Below are 18,398 nucleotides of genomic sequence, written 5' to 3'. Positions count from 1 at the left end.
GCTAGGCGGTCGGTTGATATTGTCAATCGAAAGCGGTGCGGCATCTCAACCGTCGAACACCACCGTGCGGCTGCCGTTCATCCAGACCCGGTCCTCGATATGCGCCTTGACCGCGCGGGCCAGCACCCGGCGTTCGACATCGCGGCCCTTGGCGACAAGATCCTCGGCCCGCTCGCGGTGGGTGATCGCCATCACGTCCTGCGCAATGATCGGCCCTTCGTCCAGATCGCCCGTGACGTAATGACTGGTCGCGCCGATCATCTTCACCCCGCGATCATACGCCTGGTGATAGGGCTTCGCCCCCTTGAAGCCGGGCAGGAAGCTGTGGTGGATGTTGATGCAGCGCCCCGAAAGCCACGCCGCCATCTCGTCCGAAAGCACCTGCATGTAGCGCGCCAGCACGACGAGTTCGGCGCCGGTCTCCTCGATCAGCTGGCGCAATTGCGCTTCCTGCGCGGGCTTCGTGTCGCGCGTGACGGGAAGATGGTGATAGGGGATCGCCGGGTCCATGGGAACATGATCGGCTGCGCGCGGGTGGTTCGACACGATGGCCACCACCTCCATGTTCAGCTCCCCGATCCGCTTCCGGTAAAGAAGATCGACGAGGCAGTGATCGAATTTCGACACCATGATCAGCACGCGCGCGGGCGCGTCGCGGTCGCGCATCTTCCACGCCATGCCATATTCCCCGGCGATCGGTGCAAAGGCGGTGCGCACTTCATCCAGCGTGTGACCTGCCGGTTCGAGCACGATGCGCATGAAGAAGCGGTTGTTGCTGGCATCGTCGAATTGCTGCGCATCGGTGATATTGCAATCAAGGCCCGCCAGCAGGCTGGAGACACGCGCGACGATGCCGACGCGGTCATCGCAGGACAGGGTAAGTACGAATTGGCTGCTCATGGCGCGCCTGTGTATCGCGGGTTTCGGCAGGGGCAACCGCGGAATCAGCTTTCTGCGAAAATCCCGCCGATTTATCGGCGGACATCAATCCAAGATGTCGGTCGACCTTGTCGACCGAATTGCCAGTCCGCGACGCCCGATGCGGCAAAGCTCAACCTTTCCTGTACCGAGATCCGTTCTCCCATCGACGGCATCGCCGGGCAGCGCACATTGCGCATCGGCAATTACGTGCAGGTAGGCATCCCGCTCCTCGCCGTGGTTCCGCTGAACGATATCTATCTCGAGGCGCACTACCGCGAAACGCAGATCAAACGCATTCGCCCGGGACAATCCGCCACCTTGCGTTTCGACATGCTGCCGGATGTAGAGCTGAAGGGCCATGTCGACAGCGTCGCGCCTGCGACCGGCGGCGCCTTGCCGGTGTCGCACCCGAAAACGCCACCGGCAATTTGACCAAGATCGCGCAGCGCCCGTCGGTGCGTATCGCGCTTGACGAAGGGCAGGCGGAAACTGCTCGCCTGCGGGTGGGCATGTCGGCGATCCCGGCCATCGAGACCGACCTGCGGGGAAGCTGAAGGATAGAATAGCACCCTGCCCGCAATGAAATGGCGAAACGGGCGGCCCAAAGCTAATATCCGGCGAGTCAGGCAAAGCGTTTCACACCGATTATTCCCCAGCATGATGGAATTCATCACGCTTTCGGGAAATGCAGATGCAATCCATCAATTTCCTGCTGAAATTGACCAAAGATTAGCAGGAAATTTGCGGCTTGTTTGACCTATCATCCGTTTTGGGGGGTGGACGGACTTGCACGCATCGACATGCTGCTTGCCAGCATGTGCACCACTTTGCCTTTCGCCTGGTCTGGCCGCTCGCTTTGTTCATAGCGGGGTCATTCAATGAAAAGCTTCAAGACAATTCTCCTGGTCGCAACCGCGATCGGCGGACTGCCTCTTTTGTCGGCCTGTGGTGAAACCGCCGACGATACGGCAACGATCGAGGCCGATGCCGGCCCCGATCTCGGCATTCGCCCCGACGGCGACACCGAAGTCAGCATCGACATGTCGAAGATCAACAATCCCGAGCTGACGCAGATCTACGACTACATCGACCAGAACATCGACAGCCATGTCGTGAACCTGCAGAACTGGATCCGGCAGCCGAGCATTTCGAATACCGGCGAAGGCATCCAGGAATCGGCCGAAATGGTGCAGGGTTTCTTCGACCAGCTCGGCTGCCAGACCACGCAGGTCTATGACGTGGGCGAGACCGAGTGGGGCCAGCAGGGCAACCCGGTCGTCTATGGCCACTGCGACGAAGGCGCGGAAAAGACCATCGCGATCTACTGGATGTACGACACCATGCCGGTGACGCAGCCAGACCTCTGGAAATCGCCGCCGTTCGAAGGCGCGCTGGTCGAGCAGGCCCCTTATAAAAAGGTGCTGATCGGACGCGGCGCGACCAATTCCAAGGGGCCGCAAATGTCCATGTGGAATGCGCTGATGTCGATCAAGGCAGTGACAGGCAAGCTGCCCGTGAACATCAAGTTCATCGCCGAAGGCGACGAAGAGCGCATGGATATCGGCTATCGCAAGTTCATGGCCGATCACAAGGATCTCTTCAGCGATGTCGACGCCATGTACACCTTTGGCGGCCAGTCGCCGGGCGGCGGCGCGCGCGGCCTCAGCGGTTCGGAAGGGTGCGTGTTCTTCGAACTAATCACCAGCGGCGAAAGCTGGGGCCGCGGCCCTGCGCGCAGCAACATCCACGGCGCTTACAAGCGCGGCGTGGATTCCCCTGCATGGCGCCACATCAAGATGCTCTCCACGCTGGTCGACGACAGCGGCAACAACGTGCTGGTCGACGGTTTTTACGAGAACATGGAGCCGATGAACCCCGCCGACGACGCCAAGCTGCGCAAGGCGGCGGATGGCTATGACATGGAGACCGCCGCCGACAATCTGGGCGTCGCCCGCTTCATGTCGGACGATCCCTACACCATGCTCAAGCAGCTGAGCTATGGCACCTCGTTCAACCTTGACGGCATCTGGGGCGGCAACATGTTCGAGGGCGGATCGGGCGCGGTCCTGCCCAACCGCATCGTGTCGAAGCACAATATCCGCTATATCCCGAACATGTCGGGCCAGGACATCGTCGACAAGGTGCGCAAGCATCTCGACGCGCATGGCTATGAGGACGTGCAGATCAACGTCGTGGGCGATGTGCCATGGTCGAAGACCAGCACCGACACTGAGATCGGCCGCGCGGTTTCGCAGATGTTCGACAGCTTCAACATCCAGAGCGCGCCGCTGCACGATTATTCCAGCATCATGGGCGGTTACTGGCCGTCCTACCTGTTCTCGGGATATGCGGTGAACGTGCCGATCTTTGGCGGCATGGCCGGATCGGGCGGCAATGCCCACGCGGCCAATGAATATTACGTCATCGAAGGCGCGGGCAAGGTTTACGGCATGGCCGGCGCGGAGAAATCCGTGGCGACCGCCCTTTACAACTATGCCGGCCTGAACAAGCCCAAAACCGAAACCCCCTGACGGGAGCCACGCGGACCCGGCCACGGATCGGGCCGGGTCCGCCCATTATCAAAGCGTGTTCCGCCCCTCTGATTGAAAGGGTCTCACTTGCCAGTCATCTCTCTCAAAGACATCAAGAAGATCTATACGCTCGGCGACAACGAGGTGCATGCCCTGCGCGGCATATCCCTCGACATCGAGGCGGGCGAATTTGTCTCCATCGTCGGGCCGTCGGGTTCTGGCAAGTCGACGATGATGCATATTCTTGGCTGTCTCGACCGGCCGACGTCCGGGCAATATTGCCTCGACGACAAGGACGTCTCCTCGCTTTCGGGCGACGAGCTGGCCGATATTCGCAACAAGCGGATCGGCTTCGTCTTCCAGGGCTTCAACCTGCTGCCGCGCACCACCGCGGCAGAGAATGTGGAGATTCCCCTTCTCTATTCCCGCCCGGTCATGGGCGCGACCGAACGGCATGAGCGGGCGATGAAGGCGCTTGAGGTCGTCGGCCTTGGCGACCGGGCCGAGCATGGGTCGAACCAGCTTTCGGGCGGGCAGCAGCAGCGCGTGGCGATCGCGCGTGCGCTGGTGAACACCCCGTCCCTCATCCTTGCCGACGAGCCGACTGGCAATCTCGACACGAAGACCAGCATCGATGTCATGCATGTGCTGCAGGACCTGCGCGAACGGCTGGGCATCACCATCGTCCTTATTACCCATGAACCGGAAATCGCGGCCTATGGCACGCGCATCATCACGGTGCGCGATGGCGCGATCCTGAGCGATGAGGCCAATGTACCGCACGAAGGGCTTGCCGAGCCGGTTGCGGCGCAGATGCTGGGCTGATCGGGATAGGGTGAGCGCACGGACATGATCGCGCTGAGACATCACCTCACCCTTGCCGTTCAGGGGCTGAAGCGCAATCGCGTTCAGGCCATGCTGGCGATGCTGGGCATGATGATCGGTGTTGGTGCGCTGGTCACCAGCCTCGCGCTGGGTCAGGGGGCCAAGGAGGCGCTGGACGAGCAATTGCGCGCTGCGGGCGCCAATCTGCTGCTGGTCACGGCAGGCAATTACAAGCCCAACACCGAGCAATATCTCAACATGGATGCCACCGGCCATGGCATCGGTTGGCTGGATTTGCCGCAATCGCTTCCCGACCTCGTCCCCGGCATTCGTTCCGACGACGCCATCGCACGAATGGAAAGCGTCGCATTCTCGGCCGAAGAAGCCACGCCCTACGTCCTCAGCATGGACGAGTTGCCTACGCTGCCAGCGGTCTATCGCGCCAATGCGCGGGATAAAATGTTCCGCCAGATCCATTTCGAGGATGACCCGATGGCGGTGCACAAACATCCGACGGCGGCCCAGCGGCTGGGGGATGCCGCCGCGGGATTGGGCTCTGCCGCGACGCTGACGCGTGAAGATGCGCGGGAAATCGCCAGAATACCCGGCGTCCAGTATGTCGTTTCGGGCGTGCATGAAAACCAGCGCCTGCATGTGCAGGATTCCGATGCGGTCTGGTTCACCCGGCTGCACGGAACCGAAGCCGACCTGCCCGAGATCCGCAGCGGCTGGACCTTCCCCCATGGCCGTTTCCTGAGCGAGGCCGAAGTCGAGGATGGCGCGCAGGTCGCCGTGCTGGGCAAGGTCGTGGCGGACAAGCTGTTCGGCAAAGACGTCAATCCCGTGGGAGAGACCGTCGTCCTCTGGAATCAGCCCTTTACCGTCATCGGCGTCGTCGGATCGCGAAGCTGGGCCGCGCAGCCCACGCCCGGCGATGACCAGTTCGATGCGTTTTACGTTCCGGTGACCGCGATCCACAAGCTGCTGAACCTCAGTAAGCTGAACAGCATTGCCGTCACCACCGTTTCCGTCGACCAGACGACGCAGGTATCCAAAGCCATTACCGAACTGCTGCGAAAGCGGCACGAAATCGGCGATGCCATGCCCGATGATTTCAAGGTCGAGAGCGTCGCCCAGCAGGTTCTCGGCAAGGGCCTCGCCCCCAGCGTCGCGCGCGTGGTGTCGGGCAATATGCGTTCGGTCGACAAGATGACGGTCGCCAATCTTTCCAACTCACTGAAGCGCACCAATCGGACCATTGTCGCATTGCTGGCCGGGGTGGCGACGGTCTCGCTGCTTGTCGGCGGAGTGGGAGTGATGAACCTCCTCCTCCTGTCCGTCACCCAACGCACACGAGAGGTCGGCCTGCGCATGGCCCTGGGCGCGAAACCGGGGGACATCGCGGGCCAGTTCCTGTTCGAGGCGATCCTCCTGAGCCTGATCGGCGGGGTGGCGGGCATTGCGCTCGGCATCGCGGCGTCGGGCAGCCTTCAGCGGCTTTTCCAGTGGTCGGCGGTGATCTCGCCCCTTGCCGCATTCATCGCGCTTGTCGTCGCGGTCGTGCTTGGCGCGGTCTTCGGTGTCTATCCCGCGCTGCGCGCATCCCATCTCAACCCGATCGAGGCTCTGCATTATGACTAGTGAATGGCAGTCAGGAATTCGTGCCGATCGGGCATCGCAAAAGGCGAAGACCCATGGGTACTAATCTGCGCATGGCGATGCGTGCACTTACGCAGAACAAGCTGCAGGCCGTGCTTACCCTGCTGGGCATGAGCGTGGGCGTGGCGATGGTCGTGATCGTGTCCGGCCTTGGCCGCGGGGCGCAGATGCGGATCGAATCCCAGATAGAGGCCGCAGGCCCCACCCGCATCACCATCAAGCCCGGCAATCTCACCCCGCCGGGCATGAGCTCCAAAGGTCAGGACACCAGCTTTGGCGGAGAGGCCGAGGGAGCGGTCTCAATCGATCCTTATTCCGGCAAATCGGATGCGACCCTGAACGAGGCCGTCCAACGCGCACGCGCGCGCATGGAGACCAAGACGCCGACCAAGTTCCGCAACCCCGCCACCCCGCTCGGCGCTGCCGAGATCGCAATGCTTACGAGCGAGATCGACGATGTCACCGCCGTCGCCGGATCGGTGGAAGGCAATGCCAGCGTCGACAGCGATGCGGGCCTGCGCATGCGGGTCGTGCGGGTTCACGGCTTTGCCCCTGCGTGGCCGGAAATGGACGGATGGAAAGCGCTGGAAGGCGAAATCCCGGATGCGGCAAGCATTGCAGCAGGCACGCCCGAAATCGTGATCGGCCGGTCGGTTTCGGAAAAACTCTGGCCCGGCGAAGGGTCTCCCATCGGCAAGCATATTCCCGTGGGCGGCACGGATCTCACTGTCGTGGGCGTGATCGATGCGCCCGAAAAGACCAATGCCATCATCCCCACCGTCTATGCGCCTCTCGATCTCGCCCAGACGCTGCTTGAGCGTGACAGCTTTGACCAGATCACCGTGCGGACAGCCTCGGTCGCGGTCACGAGCAAGGCGGCCGAAGAGATCACGAAAAAGCTGCGCGAGCTGCACCAGCTGCCCGATGACACCTTCGACGATTTCCGCGTCGAAAGCCAAAGCATATCCGCCCTCCCCAGCATGGGGACCAATCCCGGACTGGTGCGCGCGGTGCATTCGAACACGGCCGAACTGGAACGGGCGAACTGGGAGGAAATGGCCAAGAGCCTGCGGCAGGCGGGGCGCACCTTCACCCTGCTTCTTGCCGGGGCGGCGGCAGTGTCGCTGGCGGTCGGAGGGGTCGGCGTCATGAATATCATGCTCGTATCCGTCGCGGCTCGCACGCGCGAAATCGGCCTACGCATGGCGCTGGGCGCGCGGACGAATGACGTGATGATCCAGTTCCTTGTCGAAGCCATCACGCTCGCGACGCTGGGCGGGTTGATCGGGCTGGCGCTGGGCTGGGTCGGCCTGCTTGTCACCGAATACGGGTTCCATTGGGCCACCGCCGTGTCGCCATGGATGCTGCTGCTCGCCTTTGCCCTCGCCGCTGCGACCGGGATCGTGTTCGGCATCGCGCCTGCCCGCAGGGCTGCTCGCCTCGATCCCGTCGTCGCGCTGAAATCGGAATGAGCCAGACGCTCATGTGCACCAACCCCGCCAAGATCCGGAGTGCCGAATGTTCCAACTGATTCCCATCAATATCTGGATGGCAACCCGCTCGCTCGCCCGGAACCGGCTGCGCACGTTCCTGACCATGCTGGGCATCATCATCGGCGTTTCCGCCGTGCTGACCATGGTGGCGCTGGGCACCGGCGCGCGTGGTTCGGTCGAGGGGGATGTCCGCTCCGCCGGCACCAATCTCGTCTATGTCCGCGCGGGCAATTACACGCGCGGCGGCGCCAGCGTCGGGGTCGCATCGGGACTTGGCGCGGCCACGACGCTGACCGATGCCGATGCCCGTGCCATCGCGGACGAGATTGACGGCATCACCGCGGTCAGCCCGGGCCTGTCGATGCGCACCACGGTCACGTCGGGCGCTTCGCGTTCATTCGCGCAGGTACAGGGCGTGGGCCCCGATTTCGCCGATGCCAATATGTGGGACATCGATCCCGGCCGGATGCTGGCCGATGCCGGGAACGAGGCCGTGATCGGACGCGCGCTTGCCGATGATCTTTTCGGCAAGGGCTTCGACCCCACCGGCAAGAACGTGCGCGTGCGCGATGCCGATTACACCATCGTGGGCGTCACCGACGATGGCACCGAAGACCACGACGAAAAGCTGTTCGTGCCATGGCGCGCAATGCAGTCCAGCCAGAACATCCGTCACCTCGATTTCATCGTGATCGCTGCCGAAGAAGCCGGTCAGGCCTCACGCATTTCGGACGAGGTAAAGGCGCTGCTGCGCCAGCGCCACGGGATCGGCGCGGCCAGCTCCAGCCAGGGATATCTGGGTGCACAGGGTTCCGGCGCAGGCGGTGTCGACGATTTCACGGTCGAGACGCAGGCGGCAAAGGCATTGACCAAGGGGCTTTACACGCCTGCCGCGGCCTTCGCCCTCGCCAATTTGCCAAAGCTGGACGAGGTGACGACGGCAGAAATGGCCGACACGCTCGACCGCGCGAGCGATACCATGACCATCCTGCTTGCCAGCATCGCCGGGGTTTCGCTGATCGTGGGCGGGATCGGCATCATGAACATCATGCTCGTATCCGTCACCGAACGCACGCGAGAGATCGGCTTGCGCGTGGCAACGGGTGCGCGGTCTGCCGATATTGCCCTTCAATTCCTGATCGAATCCGTGACCCTTAGCCTGGTCGGAGGCCTTATCGGGCTGGTGCTGGGGCTGGTGACATCACGGATCATCGGCTGGTCGCTGGAATGGCCGGTCAGCGTGCCGATCCCGGCCATGGCGCTGGCGCTGGGGATCGCGGCACTGGTCGGCCTGATCTTCGGGATCTACCCGGCGCGGCGCGCCTCGCTCCTCGACCCGATCGACGCGCTGCGCAGCGAGTAGGCCCTTGCCCGAAAAGACGGCGCGATCCGGCAGGGCGTCATCGGGGCGGGCGATCCGCCCGTGGCTGATTGCTGCCGTGCTTGCCGTCATCGCGGCACTGATCGCTGCGGCGTTCATGACGGGCCGCAGTGACGACATCGACGACATGGCCCGACGCTATGTCACGCTGGGCCTGTCCTTTGCACAGGTAGAGGAAGGCGCGCTCGATTTCTATTTCGGGCCTGACGCCCTGCGCCCGGACGCGGAAGCGGAACCGGCTTCATTCGACGAACTGCAAGCTGACTTGCGCGCGCTGAAGTCAGAGCTGGCCGCCCTTCCCCCGACCAAGCGGCAGGCCCACCTCCTGAACCTCACCGACAATCTGCTGGTTCAAGTGAAAGCGGCGAGCGATCCGCGCCCTGTCCCGCTGGGCGAAGAGGCTGCGCGCCTCTATGGCCTCGCAATTCCCGATCCCGATACGGAAATGCTGGCCGGGATCAGCGCCAAACTGGACGAGTTGCTCCCCGGCGCCGGACCATTGGCAAAGCGCCTCGCCGCCTATGACGCGCAATTCATGATCCCGCCCGGCCGGCGTAAGGCGGTGTTCGCAAAGGCGCTGGCACTATGCAGGCAGCGCACCGCAGACCATTGGCCCCTGCCCGATCAGAAGGTGCCCGATAAAGATGCGATCGAGACTGTCTGGACCGATAACGCACCGGCCGCATGGCATCGCTATCTCGGCGCCGGTCGCAGCAGGCTGGAAATTTCGCTCGCTGCCGCCGCGACAGTCGGGACCGCGCTCGATCTTGCATGTCATGAGGGGTATCCCGGACATCACGCCCAGTTCCTGCTGCTTACCGAGGGGCGGGAATTGCCGGTTGAGGATACAATCGTCCTCATCCACACGCCGGAGCAATTGCTGCGCGAGGGGGCCGCAGAATATGGAGTCGCCCTTGCCCTTTCGTCACCCGGCGCCATTGCCGATCTGCGTGACACGCTGTTCCCGCTTGCCGGTCTCGACCCGGAAAAGGCTGCGGAATATGCCGAAATCCATCGGCTGGCAGGGCAAATGGCCGCTGCCGGAACGCCGATCATCGCCGCCTATATCGATGGGCGGATGACATTCTATGATGCGGCAAGCGCCCTGCGCGACAAGGCGCTGATCGCCAGCCCCCGCGCGCTGCTGACATTCGTCAAGACGAACCGCTCCTATGTCCTTGGCTATACCGCCGCGCGCGAACTGATCGCCCAATGCATCGAAACGCGCGCATTGGGCCGCGGCGATGTTGGGGCGCAATGGGCCCTGCTGCGCGAAATCGTCGCGACCAACGATATTTCAGCTTTGCAGGGAAAGGCTTGCGCGGCGGCATCGCCTCACGGCTGACGCCGATGCCACCGCGCTGATCTGCCTGCGGCCAGCGCCGATCCTCAGTGCTCCAGCTTCCGGTATTCCTGCCGCGTGATGGCAAGCGTATCGCCGCTGTCGCTTACCGCGTCGACCGTATCGCCGGTGGCGATCTCGGCAGGCGTGGTCCAGCACATCTGTCCGTCTTCGTTCATCTGGCTGGTGAAGCAATGCTTGCCGTCGATCATCTCGTAAAGGCCGTGATCGAAATGCTCCTCGCCATCGTCGGTCATGACATTGGTGAGGTAATTGCCTTCGGCGTCGATCGATTCAAAGTAATCCGTGCCGTCCATCGCAAAGCTCCAGCTCGTGTCCAGCAGCGGCATGACTTCGACGGGGGCTTCGGTCTCTGTAACCGGGGCCTCGGCCTGCTCGGCTTCCGGGCTTCCACATGCCGACAGCATGGCGGCTCCGGCGATGACCAGGATCTTCTTCATTTCAGCAGTCTCCACTTTTGGTGAACAGGACTTGGCGTTGCAGCTACCGCGGCTTTATCTCGGCATTATCCGCAGGTGGCGTAAAAACGAGTACGCGCCCCGACCACTGAGCCGGATCGACATCCGCGATCTGGAACCGTCGGCGCGACGTACCGGTGACATAGGTCACTTCGATCATGACTGGCCCGCTGCTCGCCAGCCCGAAATGAACCGGCGTGACGCTTTGCGCATTATAGCCGCCCCCGGTCGACAGCTGCCGCGTGGCAAGGATCTCGCCGCCTGCATCGTAGAGCCGGACCTCTGTGCCGGGCATTGCGGGGGACCCGTCCGGTCCGCGCACCTCGATGTTGAGACCGCGCGCGGCATCCGCCGGTGAAAGCCGGTTGCGATAGACGAAATGCCCGCCGACATCGGTATAGCCATGCGTCAGGCTGAGGTCGATCGCGCCATCGGCGTCATGATCGACCCATTCCACCCCGTGATCCCCGTTGTTGAGCAGCGGATATTGCCCGATCACATCGGAAAAGCCGGATGTCCCCCGGTTCCGGAACAGCGCATCGGCGGGCACCTGCTCATCACGCGCGCCGGTATAGGAGGTGATGAACAGGTCGATCAGCCCGTCATTGTCGAAATCGCCCCATGTCGCGCCCACGGCATGGTTTTCGACATCGACACCCATCGCTGCGGCCATGTTCGCAAAGCTGCCATCGCCATTGTTGCGCCACAGCAAATTGCGCCCATAGCTGGCGACGAAAATGTCGAGATGGCCGTCATTGTCGTAATCCCCGACCGCGCAGCCGACCCCGCCCTCGCTCTTTTCCCGCCCGGCCATGTCCATGCCGAGTTCGGGCGCGACATCGACGAAGGTGCCGCGATCGTTCCGGACAAGGGAATCGGTCTGGCCCGACTGGTTGGCAAGAAACAGGTCGAGATCGCCATCCTCGTCATAATCGAGCCAGCATGCCCCGACCGTGGATTTGAACTGCGACATCGGCGCATCCGGCAGCACATGGGCGAAACGTCCGCCATCGTTGCGATACAGCCGGTTCGGCCCGATCCTGTTCGTGGCGAACAGGTCGAGATCGCCGTCGCCATCGTAATCGATCCAGTTGTTCTGGCGCGAAGAGCGGCCCGGAAAGGTCAGCCCGGCCTCTTCGGCGACATCGGTGAACACCGCGCCGCCTTTAGAGCGGAAAAGCGCGCTGCTTGCTTCGGGCCGTGTGGCGCCTGCATAAAGGTCGAGCCAGCCATCGCCATCGTAATCGCCCCAGCTGATGCCGCGATATTCCGGCCCTTCGGTCGGCAGGCCCATCGCCTCTCCGACACTGGTGAACAGGCCGCCGTCATTGCGATAGAGACGGATCGCCCCGCTCTTGGTCGTGACCGCGAAATCGAGGTCACCGTCCCTGTCGAAATCCGCCCATGCGTTGGAGAGCGAGCCCTTTTCATCGAACAGCTCGGGATGGACGCTCGTGAATTCCTGCGCGGCGCCAGATGTCGCCCCGGCACAGGCCGCGCCCACAATGGCGATTGCCGGCAGTGAATGGTGCAGGATGGTCGATCTGTTCAACGGTCCGGTCCTTGCTTCGCTGTCCCGAGTGGCATGCACATGATCTGCCACCGACACGGACAGGATTGGGCGATGGGGTCAGAAGCTGGTCGTGTCCTCCAGGTTCGCCTCGACATCGGCGCGGTCGAGCCAGAGCGTGCGGAATTTCTTTTCCGACAGCAGCTTCAGCTGGTCGCTGGGATGCGGCGATCCGGGCTGGCTGGCATTGCCATAGCTCATCAGCCCCTTGGCCTTGAGCGGCGTGCCGAATTCCACCATGGAAACCCATGTCTCGCCATGGCGCGGGGTGCGTTCGCCATCCTTCATCGGGTTCCACGTAATGACGCGGAACACGCCCGTATTGCCAAAACCGCCATTGCCCGGAACGCTCACGTCGTCGATGTGAAAGCGCGATACCTCGCCATAGGGGCGGTCGATCGCGCCATAAAGCTCGATGGTCTTTGCCACCGCCTGTTTGAGCATGGCGACGGCTCCGTCCGGATCCTTCAGGCCCCGCGGGGTCTGAAGCGGATCGTCGGGCGTCCACTGGATGGCGTAATTGCTCTGGTCGGTGAAATTTTCCGGAGCGAAGATCGCGGCCCATGTCTCGAACAGCAGGGCGCCGCGGCTGTCGGGTTCGAAATGGTGGTCCCAGCCTTTCAGCAGTTCGACCGCCTTGACGATGTCAGGGTCGCTATTTCCTGCCGCCGCCTGCACCAGTTCCGGGATCATGCGATCAGCCATCAGCGAGCGGGTCGTCAGCTTCTTCTCGACAAAATCGTCGAAGCTGATCTTCGGCCCCTCGGCCAGCATCTTCACCGACATTTGCGCGCGCTGGCTGACCGGTCCGACCGGCGCGGTATAGGCGGGATAATCCGCCGCGTTCAGCGCGCGCGGCCAGGTCGAGAGCCATGGCGGATCATTAGCGTTCTGGACAAAGCCGGTCGCGGGATCGAGGACCTTCGGCAGCTCGTCGAAGCTGTGCAGCTCATCCCACAAGGTCGCCGAAGTATCGCCCGGCACCGGCTTTGACCAAAAAGCGAGATCGCCGCTGGCGCGCTTTGGCAAAAGCCCATTGTCGAGATAGAGGATATGCCCGTCGCGATCGGCATAGACGATGTTGAACATCACCACCTGCATCTTCTTGAGCGCGGTGGAGAATTCGGCCCAGTTCGCGGCCTTCCCCATGTCGAGATATTGCTGCAGCACGCCGGGCCGGTCGAGCCCCGCAACCCGCACGGCCACTTGAGTCTTGCCATCGGGCAGTTCGAAAACAGGCCCCTGCACCGCATGACGCTGAGTGAAGCTGACGGTCTTGAGCGTCCCGTCCTCCTGCTTCACCTTGTAGCTCTTGGTCTCTGTCCGGAAGGGCAGGATCTTGCCGTCGAATTCATAACCATCGCCCTTTGGCGTAAGGACATAGCTGGTATAGCCGAGCATGGTGTTCACCGTGTTGGTGAAGCCCAGATTGCGATTGAACCCGAACCTCAGCACCGGCAGCCCGACCTGCGTCGCGCCATAGACGCTGAGCCCCGGCGCTTCGAGCTGCGCCTCCATATAGGTGAGCAGCGACGGTGCCCATGGCAGGTGCGGATTGGCCAGCAGCATCGCATTGCCGCTGGCAGAGCGCGAAGGCGCGACGGCCCATGCGTTCGATCCACCCGCCTCATTCGTTTCGGGCGCGACCAGCACCTTACGGTCTGATGCGATATATAGGAAATTCATCAGCCGGTGCGCATGACCGATGATATCGGTGCCGGTGACGGGCAGCACCTGCCGCACCTCGGGATCGATCCTGTCGGGATGTGCGGCGGCATAAGCATTGATACCCGCGGCAAAGCCGTCGAGGTTCCGGCGCATCTGCGGCGTCTGCATCGCGTACCACTGCTTCGCGCGCTCCGGCACGCCATTGCCGATCAGCCAGCGGTCCTGCTTTTCGAATTCCGCGCCCCAGTATTCAGCCGCGCGGGCGCGGGATTCGCCATACATGCGCAGCAATATGTCGCCATGGTTCTGCGCCTGTGCATAGCCGAAGCCATAGAACGCGCCCTCTTCGGTATTGGCATATACATGGGGCACGCCATAGCTGTCCCAAAGGATCTCGCCCCCACCGAAAGCGGTCTTGTTGTCCGCTGCCTGCGCAGGCGTTTCGGGCAGGACCGCCAGTGCACCCCCGGTCACGGTGATCGCCAGCGTAATGCCAAGCAGCGCCGATCGCATGGTTGAAACAGATAACGCGCCCACGGCCCCGATATGCCGACTGCCGCCGTTCGAACGCTGCCGCAGAAATGCGACTGACACCATGACCAAGACCCCCGTCCATGACACGCCATCGCCGCGATGACGCTTCCCCGAAGTCTCCCAAGCAAACCGTTTTTCTGCTTATCGTATGCTGCGGATCGGGGCGGCTTTGCATAAGCATGCGCCCCGGTTTCCATTCACATTTGAGCCAGTCTGCACACGGGCCAGCGGTCAGGCAAGATCGCAGCATGGCCAGGGACCGCGATCCGCCTAACACCTTCCTCATTTGTTCATGGATTTCATCATCAGAGCCATAATTCGTGCAGCAAATTATAATAATGATGTATCAACGCGCATGATTTGCAAGATTCAGGCAAAGTTCGGGTAGCCACCGGTTTTTCCTCCAATCGCTCGGCGAAGACGGGCATGTTCGGGTCATCGGAACAGCCTGAAATCGTCATGCAAGCGGGAGCGACCAGCCCATGAAACCTGCATCCGCGCTAATCGCCCTGACCTGTGCCGCCCTCACCTTTGCCTCCGGCGGCCCCGCCCATGCCGGGGACCGCGTCACGGCACCGGAAGCAGCGAGGCAGGTGTTTCCCGAATTCATCGAGTTCCTGAAGATCCCCAATGTCATGCACCTCTCGGTAGAGGACATGCAGCGCAACGCCGACTGGCTTGAGGCGGCCTTCCGTCGACATGGCTTCGATGCACGTCAGCTTGAGGATGGCGAAACCCCGATGGTCTTTGCGCAGGCTGCCGACCCATCGCCCGATCGCAAGACCGTGTTGTTCTATGCCCATATGGACGGGCAGGCCGTGTTTCCAAAAGAGTGGGACCAGCCCGATCCTTTCACGCCGGTGCTCAAACAGCGGGGCGCAGGTGGGGAATGGTCGCCGATTGCTCTCGAAAGCCTGACGGGCTCTGCCCCCGTCGATCCCGAATGGCGCCTGTTCGCACGTTCGGCTGCGGACGACAAAGCCCCGATCATGATGCTTATCGCCGCGATGGACATGATGCGCGCCAATGGCACGGAAGCCGCGATCAACATCAAGATCATCATCGATTCACACGAGGAAGGCGGCCCGCCCACGCTTAAGGACGTGGTCGCGCGGAACCGCGAACTTCTCAGGGCCGACGCCGTGGTGATGCTCGATGGCCCCATGCATGCCAGTAACAATCCGACGCTGGTATTCGGCCATCGCGGCGGCATGGGCTTCGAACTGAAGGTCCATTCCGCCAACAATGACGTCCATAGTGGCCATTTCGGCAATTTCGCGCCTGACCCCAGCTTCGCGCTTGCGCATCTGCTCTCTACGATGCGGGCGCCCGATGGCCGGGTCCTGATCCCCGGCTTTTACGATGGCGTCGACATGAACCCGGGCATGAAAGCGGTTCTGGCCGCAGTGCCCGACGACGAGGCCGCGATAAGAAAGCGCATCGGCATCGCCGAAAGCGAACACGTCGGCGACAATTACCAGGAGGCGATGAACTATCCGACCTTCAACATAACCTCGATGATAGCGGGGGAGCCGGGCTCGCGCCGCTCCATCATTCCCGCCTTTGCCGCCGCTCGCGTCAGTTCGCGCACCGTGCCGGGCACGCCCCCTGCCCGCCAGTTGGCGCTGGTGCGAAACTGGGTAGAGGCACAGGGCTATCACCTTGTCGATGGTGAACCGACCGAGGAAGAGCGCCTGAAATACCCCCTCCTCGCCTCGATCACGGGAGGAGGCGGAATGTCGGCGCTGATGACGCCGCTCGATGCCGGTGTGGGCAAATGGGCGGCATCGGCCATGCGCCGGGAATTCGGTGTCGATCCGGTCCGCATTCCGATCATGGGCGGCGGAGTGCCGACACAGCCATTGGCGAACGGGCTCGGCGCGCCGATCCTGCTGGTCCCGCTGGTCAATGCCGACAACAATCAGCATGCGGCGAATGAGAACCTGCGTATCGGCAATTTCGAAGCGGGCGTGCGTACGCTGCGCGCGCTATTCACGCAGGACCTTTCGGCCGGGGATTGAGGCCCCATCCCACGAAAAAGCGGGATCGGCGCATAGCGCTGAACCTGTGCTCCATGCTGCAGATCGGCATAAGCCGACACGCCGACTCGACATGATGAGATCAAGCATCCGGCAATTGGTAGCGTTCACCCGACCTCGCAGTTTCGACAAGGACTAATCCCATCTGGGTAGCGGCAGCCATCTGGCGCTGATCGGCCAGGATTTGGCGATAGGAAGCCAGGCTGCGAAAAGTACGCTTTCAGCTTTCTGATAAAGACCGACTTTCTACGTCAGATTAGATATTGGTAATATTGTTTTAAATCTTTGAAACAAGATTAATCTATTGAATAGAAACAAGAACAGAGAAAGAGGAGGTCGAGCAATAATGCCGTATTGACCGCTTATTGTGCATTGCACCATGATCTTCGGCAGGACGCATTGCGGTGGAGGTGGATATGCGGATCGTGATGATTGGATCGGGATATGTGGGCCTTGTGTCGGGCACTTGTTTCGCTGACTTCGGACATGAGGTCGTCTGCGTGGACAAGGACCAGCGGAAGATCGACGCTCTAAACGAGGGCATCATGCCGATATACGAGCCGGGGCTCGAACAGCTTGTTGCGAAGAACGTGGCCGAGGGCAGGCTGAAATTCACAACCGAGCTGGAAAGCGCGGCCCCGTTTGCCGATGCGGTGTTCATCGCAGTCGGCACGCCTTCGCGGCGCGGCGATGGCCATGCCGACCTCAGCTACGTCTATGCGGCAGCAAAGGAAATTGGACAGTTGATCCGGCCCGGCGCGGTTGTTGTCACCAAGTCCACCGTGCCCGTCGGCACAGGGGACGAGGTGGAGCGGATCATCCGGTCGGTACGCGACGATTTTGAATTCTATGTCGCATCGAACCCGGAATTCCTGCGCGAAGGCGCGGCGATCGATGATTTCCAGCGGCCCGACCGCGTCGTCATCGGCGTGAACGAGCCCGAAGCGGCGCATGTGCTGAACGAAATCTATCGTCCGGTCACCACCAACTCGGCCCCGATGCTGCAAATGGCGCGCCGCGCGTCCGAGTTGACGAAATATGCCGCCAATGCGTTTCTGGCCACGAAGATCTGCTTTATCAATGAGATATCGGATTTGTGCGAACGCGTGGGCGCCGATGTGGGTGACGTTGCGCTCGGCATCGGGATGGATAAGCGGATCGGCTCCAGCTTCCTCAACGCAGGCCCCGGCTATGGCGGATCGTGCTTCCCGAAGGACACGCTTGCGCTTTTGAAAACCGCGCAGGATCATGACGCCAGCCTGCGCATCGTCGAGGCAGTCGTCGCGGTGAACGACAGCCGCAAACGCGGCATGGGGCGAAAGGTCGTTCATGCGATGGGCGGCGATGTCCATGGCAAGTCGGTCGCCTTGCTCGGCCTGACATTCAAGGCCGACACCGACGACATGCGCGATTCACCCTCGCTTGCCATCGTGCAGACCCTGCAGGATGCCGGCATCAGCGTGCGTGCCTATGACCCCGAGGGCATGGCCAATGCACGCACCATGATGACCGAGGTCACTTTCTGCGAGGACCCATATGACGCGATGACCGGCACCGACTGCGCCGTCATCGCCACCGAATGGGCCGCGTTCCGGGCGCTGGACCTGCAGCGGACCAAGGACTTGCTCAAGGAACCGCTGATGGTGGACCTGCGCAATGTCTACAGCCGGGCCGAGATGGAAGGCCATGGCTTTAGATACCACGCCGTCGGCCATTGAGCAGCCGCACGAGAAGGTAATTTGCACCGCGAGTCGGAAGGAAAAAGAAAAAGGGAAGAAATGGCATCGCATAAGATGCCCCCGGAAAGAGCAAGCCATAATAATGCCTTCCCCTTTTTCTGTACCGATCTCGTTGACATTTAATTGTGCATATGCAGCATAGGAGTTCGTACTCCTAGCTTACCGTTGGATGGTCGCATTGCGATGGATGTTCCGCGCAGCCTGATGAAGGCTGCCG

At 62.0% G+C, this 18,398-nt stretch carries 14 protein-coding genes; 10 read left to right on the top strand and 4 right to left on the bottom strand.

Annotation, left to right across the window (positions count from 1 at the left end; genetic code table 11):
* Positions 1-45: 45 nt before the first annotated feature.
* Positions 46-900, bottom strand: coding sequence for a formyltetrahydrofolate deformylase (gene purU / locus A9D13_RS15285; RefSeq protein ID WP_066775574.1), 855 nt, complete (start codon positions 898-900; stop codon positions 46-48).
* Between purU and A9D13_RS15280 the strand changes: the two genes are divergently transcribed.
* From A9D13_RS15280 to A9D13_RS15250, 8 genes are all read left to right on the top strand, one after another.
* Complete coding sequence (locus A9D13_RS15280) at positions 889-1,353, top strand: HlyD family secretion protein (RefSeq protein WP_172808189.1); 465 nt, start codon at positions 889-891, stop codon at positions 1,351-1,353. The genes purU and A9D13_RS15280 overlap by 12 nt on opposite strands.
* Positions 1,350-1,475, top strand: a complete 126-nt coding sequence (locus tag A9D13_RS21310) for a hypothetical protein (protein ID WP_268235807.1) — start codon at positions 1,350-1,352, stop codon at positions 1,473-1,475. The genes A9D13_RS15280 and A9D13_RS21310 overlap by 4 nt, the downstream gene beginning before the upstream one ends.
* Positions 1,476-1,799: 324 nt before the next feature.
* On the top strand, positions 1,800-3,452 hold the full coding sequence (locus tag A9D13_RS15275; protein ID WP_066775570.1) for a M20/M25/M40 family metallo-hydrolase: 1,653 nt from the start codon (positions 1,800-1,802) through the stop codon (positions 3,450-3,452).
* 87 nt (positions 3,453-3,539) lie between these two features.
* Positions 3,540-4,277, top strand: a complete 738-nt coding sequence (locus tag A9D13_RS15270) for an ABC transporter ATP-binding protein (protein WP_066775568.1) — start codon at positions 3,540-3,542, stop codon at positions 4,275-4,277.
* 24 nt (positions 4,278-4,301) lie between these two features.
* Complete coding sequence (locus A9D13_RS15265; protein ID WP_066775566.1) at positions 4,302-5,918, top strand: ABC transporter permease; 1,617 nt, start codon at positions 4,302-4,304, stop codon at positions 5,916-5,918.
* A gap of 53 nt (positions 5,919-5,971) precedes the next feature.
* Positions 5,972-7,408, top strand: coding sequence for an ABC transporter permease (locus tag A9D13_RS15260; RefSeq protein WP_066775564.1), 1,437 nt, complete (start codon positions 5,972-5,974; stop codon positions 7,406-7,408).
* Between the two features lie 46 nt (positions 7,409-7,454).
* Positions 7,455-8,792, top strand: coding sequence for an ABC transporter permease (locus A9D13_RS20985; RefSeq protein WP_066775562.1), 1,338 nt, complete (start codon positions 7,455-7,457; stop codon positions 8,790-8,792).
* A 4-nt stretch (positions 8,793-8,796) separates the two neighbouring features.
* Positions 8,797-10,155 (top strand): hypothetical protein, encoded by a 1,359-nt coding sequence (locus A9D13_RS15250; protein ID WP_156522104.1) that lies wholly within the window; start codon positions 8,797-8,799, stop codon positions 10,153-10,155.
* Positions 10,156-10,199: 44 nt separating this feature from the next.
* On the opposite strand, the gene A9D13_RS15245 is transcribed toward A9D13_RS15250, so the two are convergent.
* The 3 genes from A9D13_RS15245 to A9D13_RS15235 form a co-directional block, all read right to left on the bottom strand.
* On the bottom strand, positions 10,200-10,613 hold the full coding sequence (locus A9D13_RS15245) for a hypothetical protein (protein WP_066775556.1): 414 nt from the start codon (positions 10,611-10,613) through the stop codon (positions 10,200-10,202).
* 43 nt (positions 10,614-10,656) lie between these two features.
* Positions 10,657-12,183, bottom strand: coding sequence for a CRTAC1 family protein (locus tag A9D13_RS15240; protein WP_066775554.1), 1,527 nt, complete (start codon positions 12,181-12,183; stop codon positions 10,657-10,659).
* A gap of 78 nt (positions 12,184-12,261) precedes the next feature.
* Entirely contained in the window at positions 12,262-14,466 is a 2,205-nt protein-coding gene (locus tag A9D13_RS15235) for an acylase (RefSeq protein ID WP_229665333.1), read from the bottom strand.
* A gap of 419 nt (positions 14,467-14,885) precedes the next feature.
* Between A9D13_RS15235 and A9D13_RS15230 the strand changes: the two genes are divergently transcribed.
* Both A9D13_RS15230 and A9D13_RS15225 read left to right on the top strand, forming a co-directional pair.
* Positions 14,886-16,424, top strand: coding sequence for a M20/M25/M40 family metallo-hydrolase (locus A9D13_RS15230; protein WP_066775552.1), 1,539 nt, complete (start codon positions 14,886-14,888; stop codon positions 16,422-16,424).
* Between the two features lie 434 nt (positions 16,425-16,858).
* On the top strand, positions 16,859-18,160 hold the full coding sequence (locus A9D13_RS15225) for a UDP-glucose dehydrogenase family protein (protein WP_066775866.1): 1,302 nt from the start codon (positions 16,859-16,861) through the stop codon (positions 18,158-18,160).
* Positions 18,161-18,398 lie beyond the last annotated feature (238 nt).

The organism is Croceicoccus mobilis, assembly GCF_001661965.1.
Lineage (GTDB): Bacteria > Pseudomonadota > Alphaproteobacteria > Sphingomonadales > Sphingomonadaceae > Croceicoccus > Croceicoccus mobilis.
This window is presented reverse-complemented; position numbering and strand designations above follow the sequence as displayed.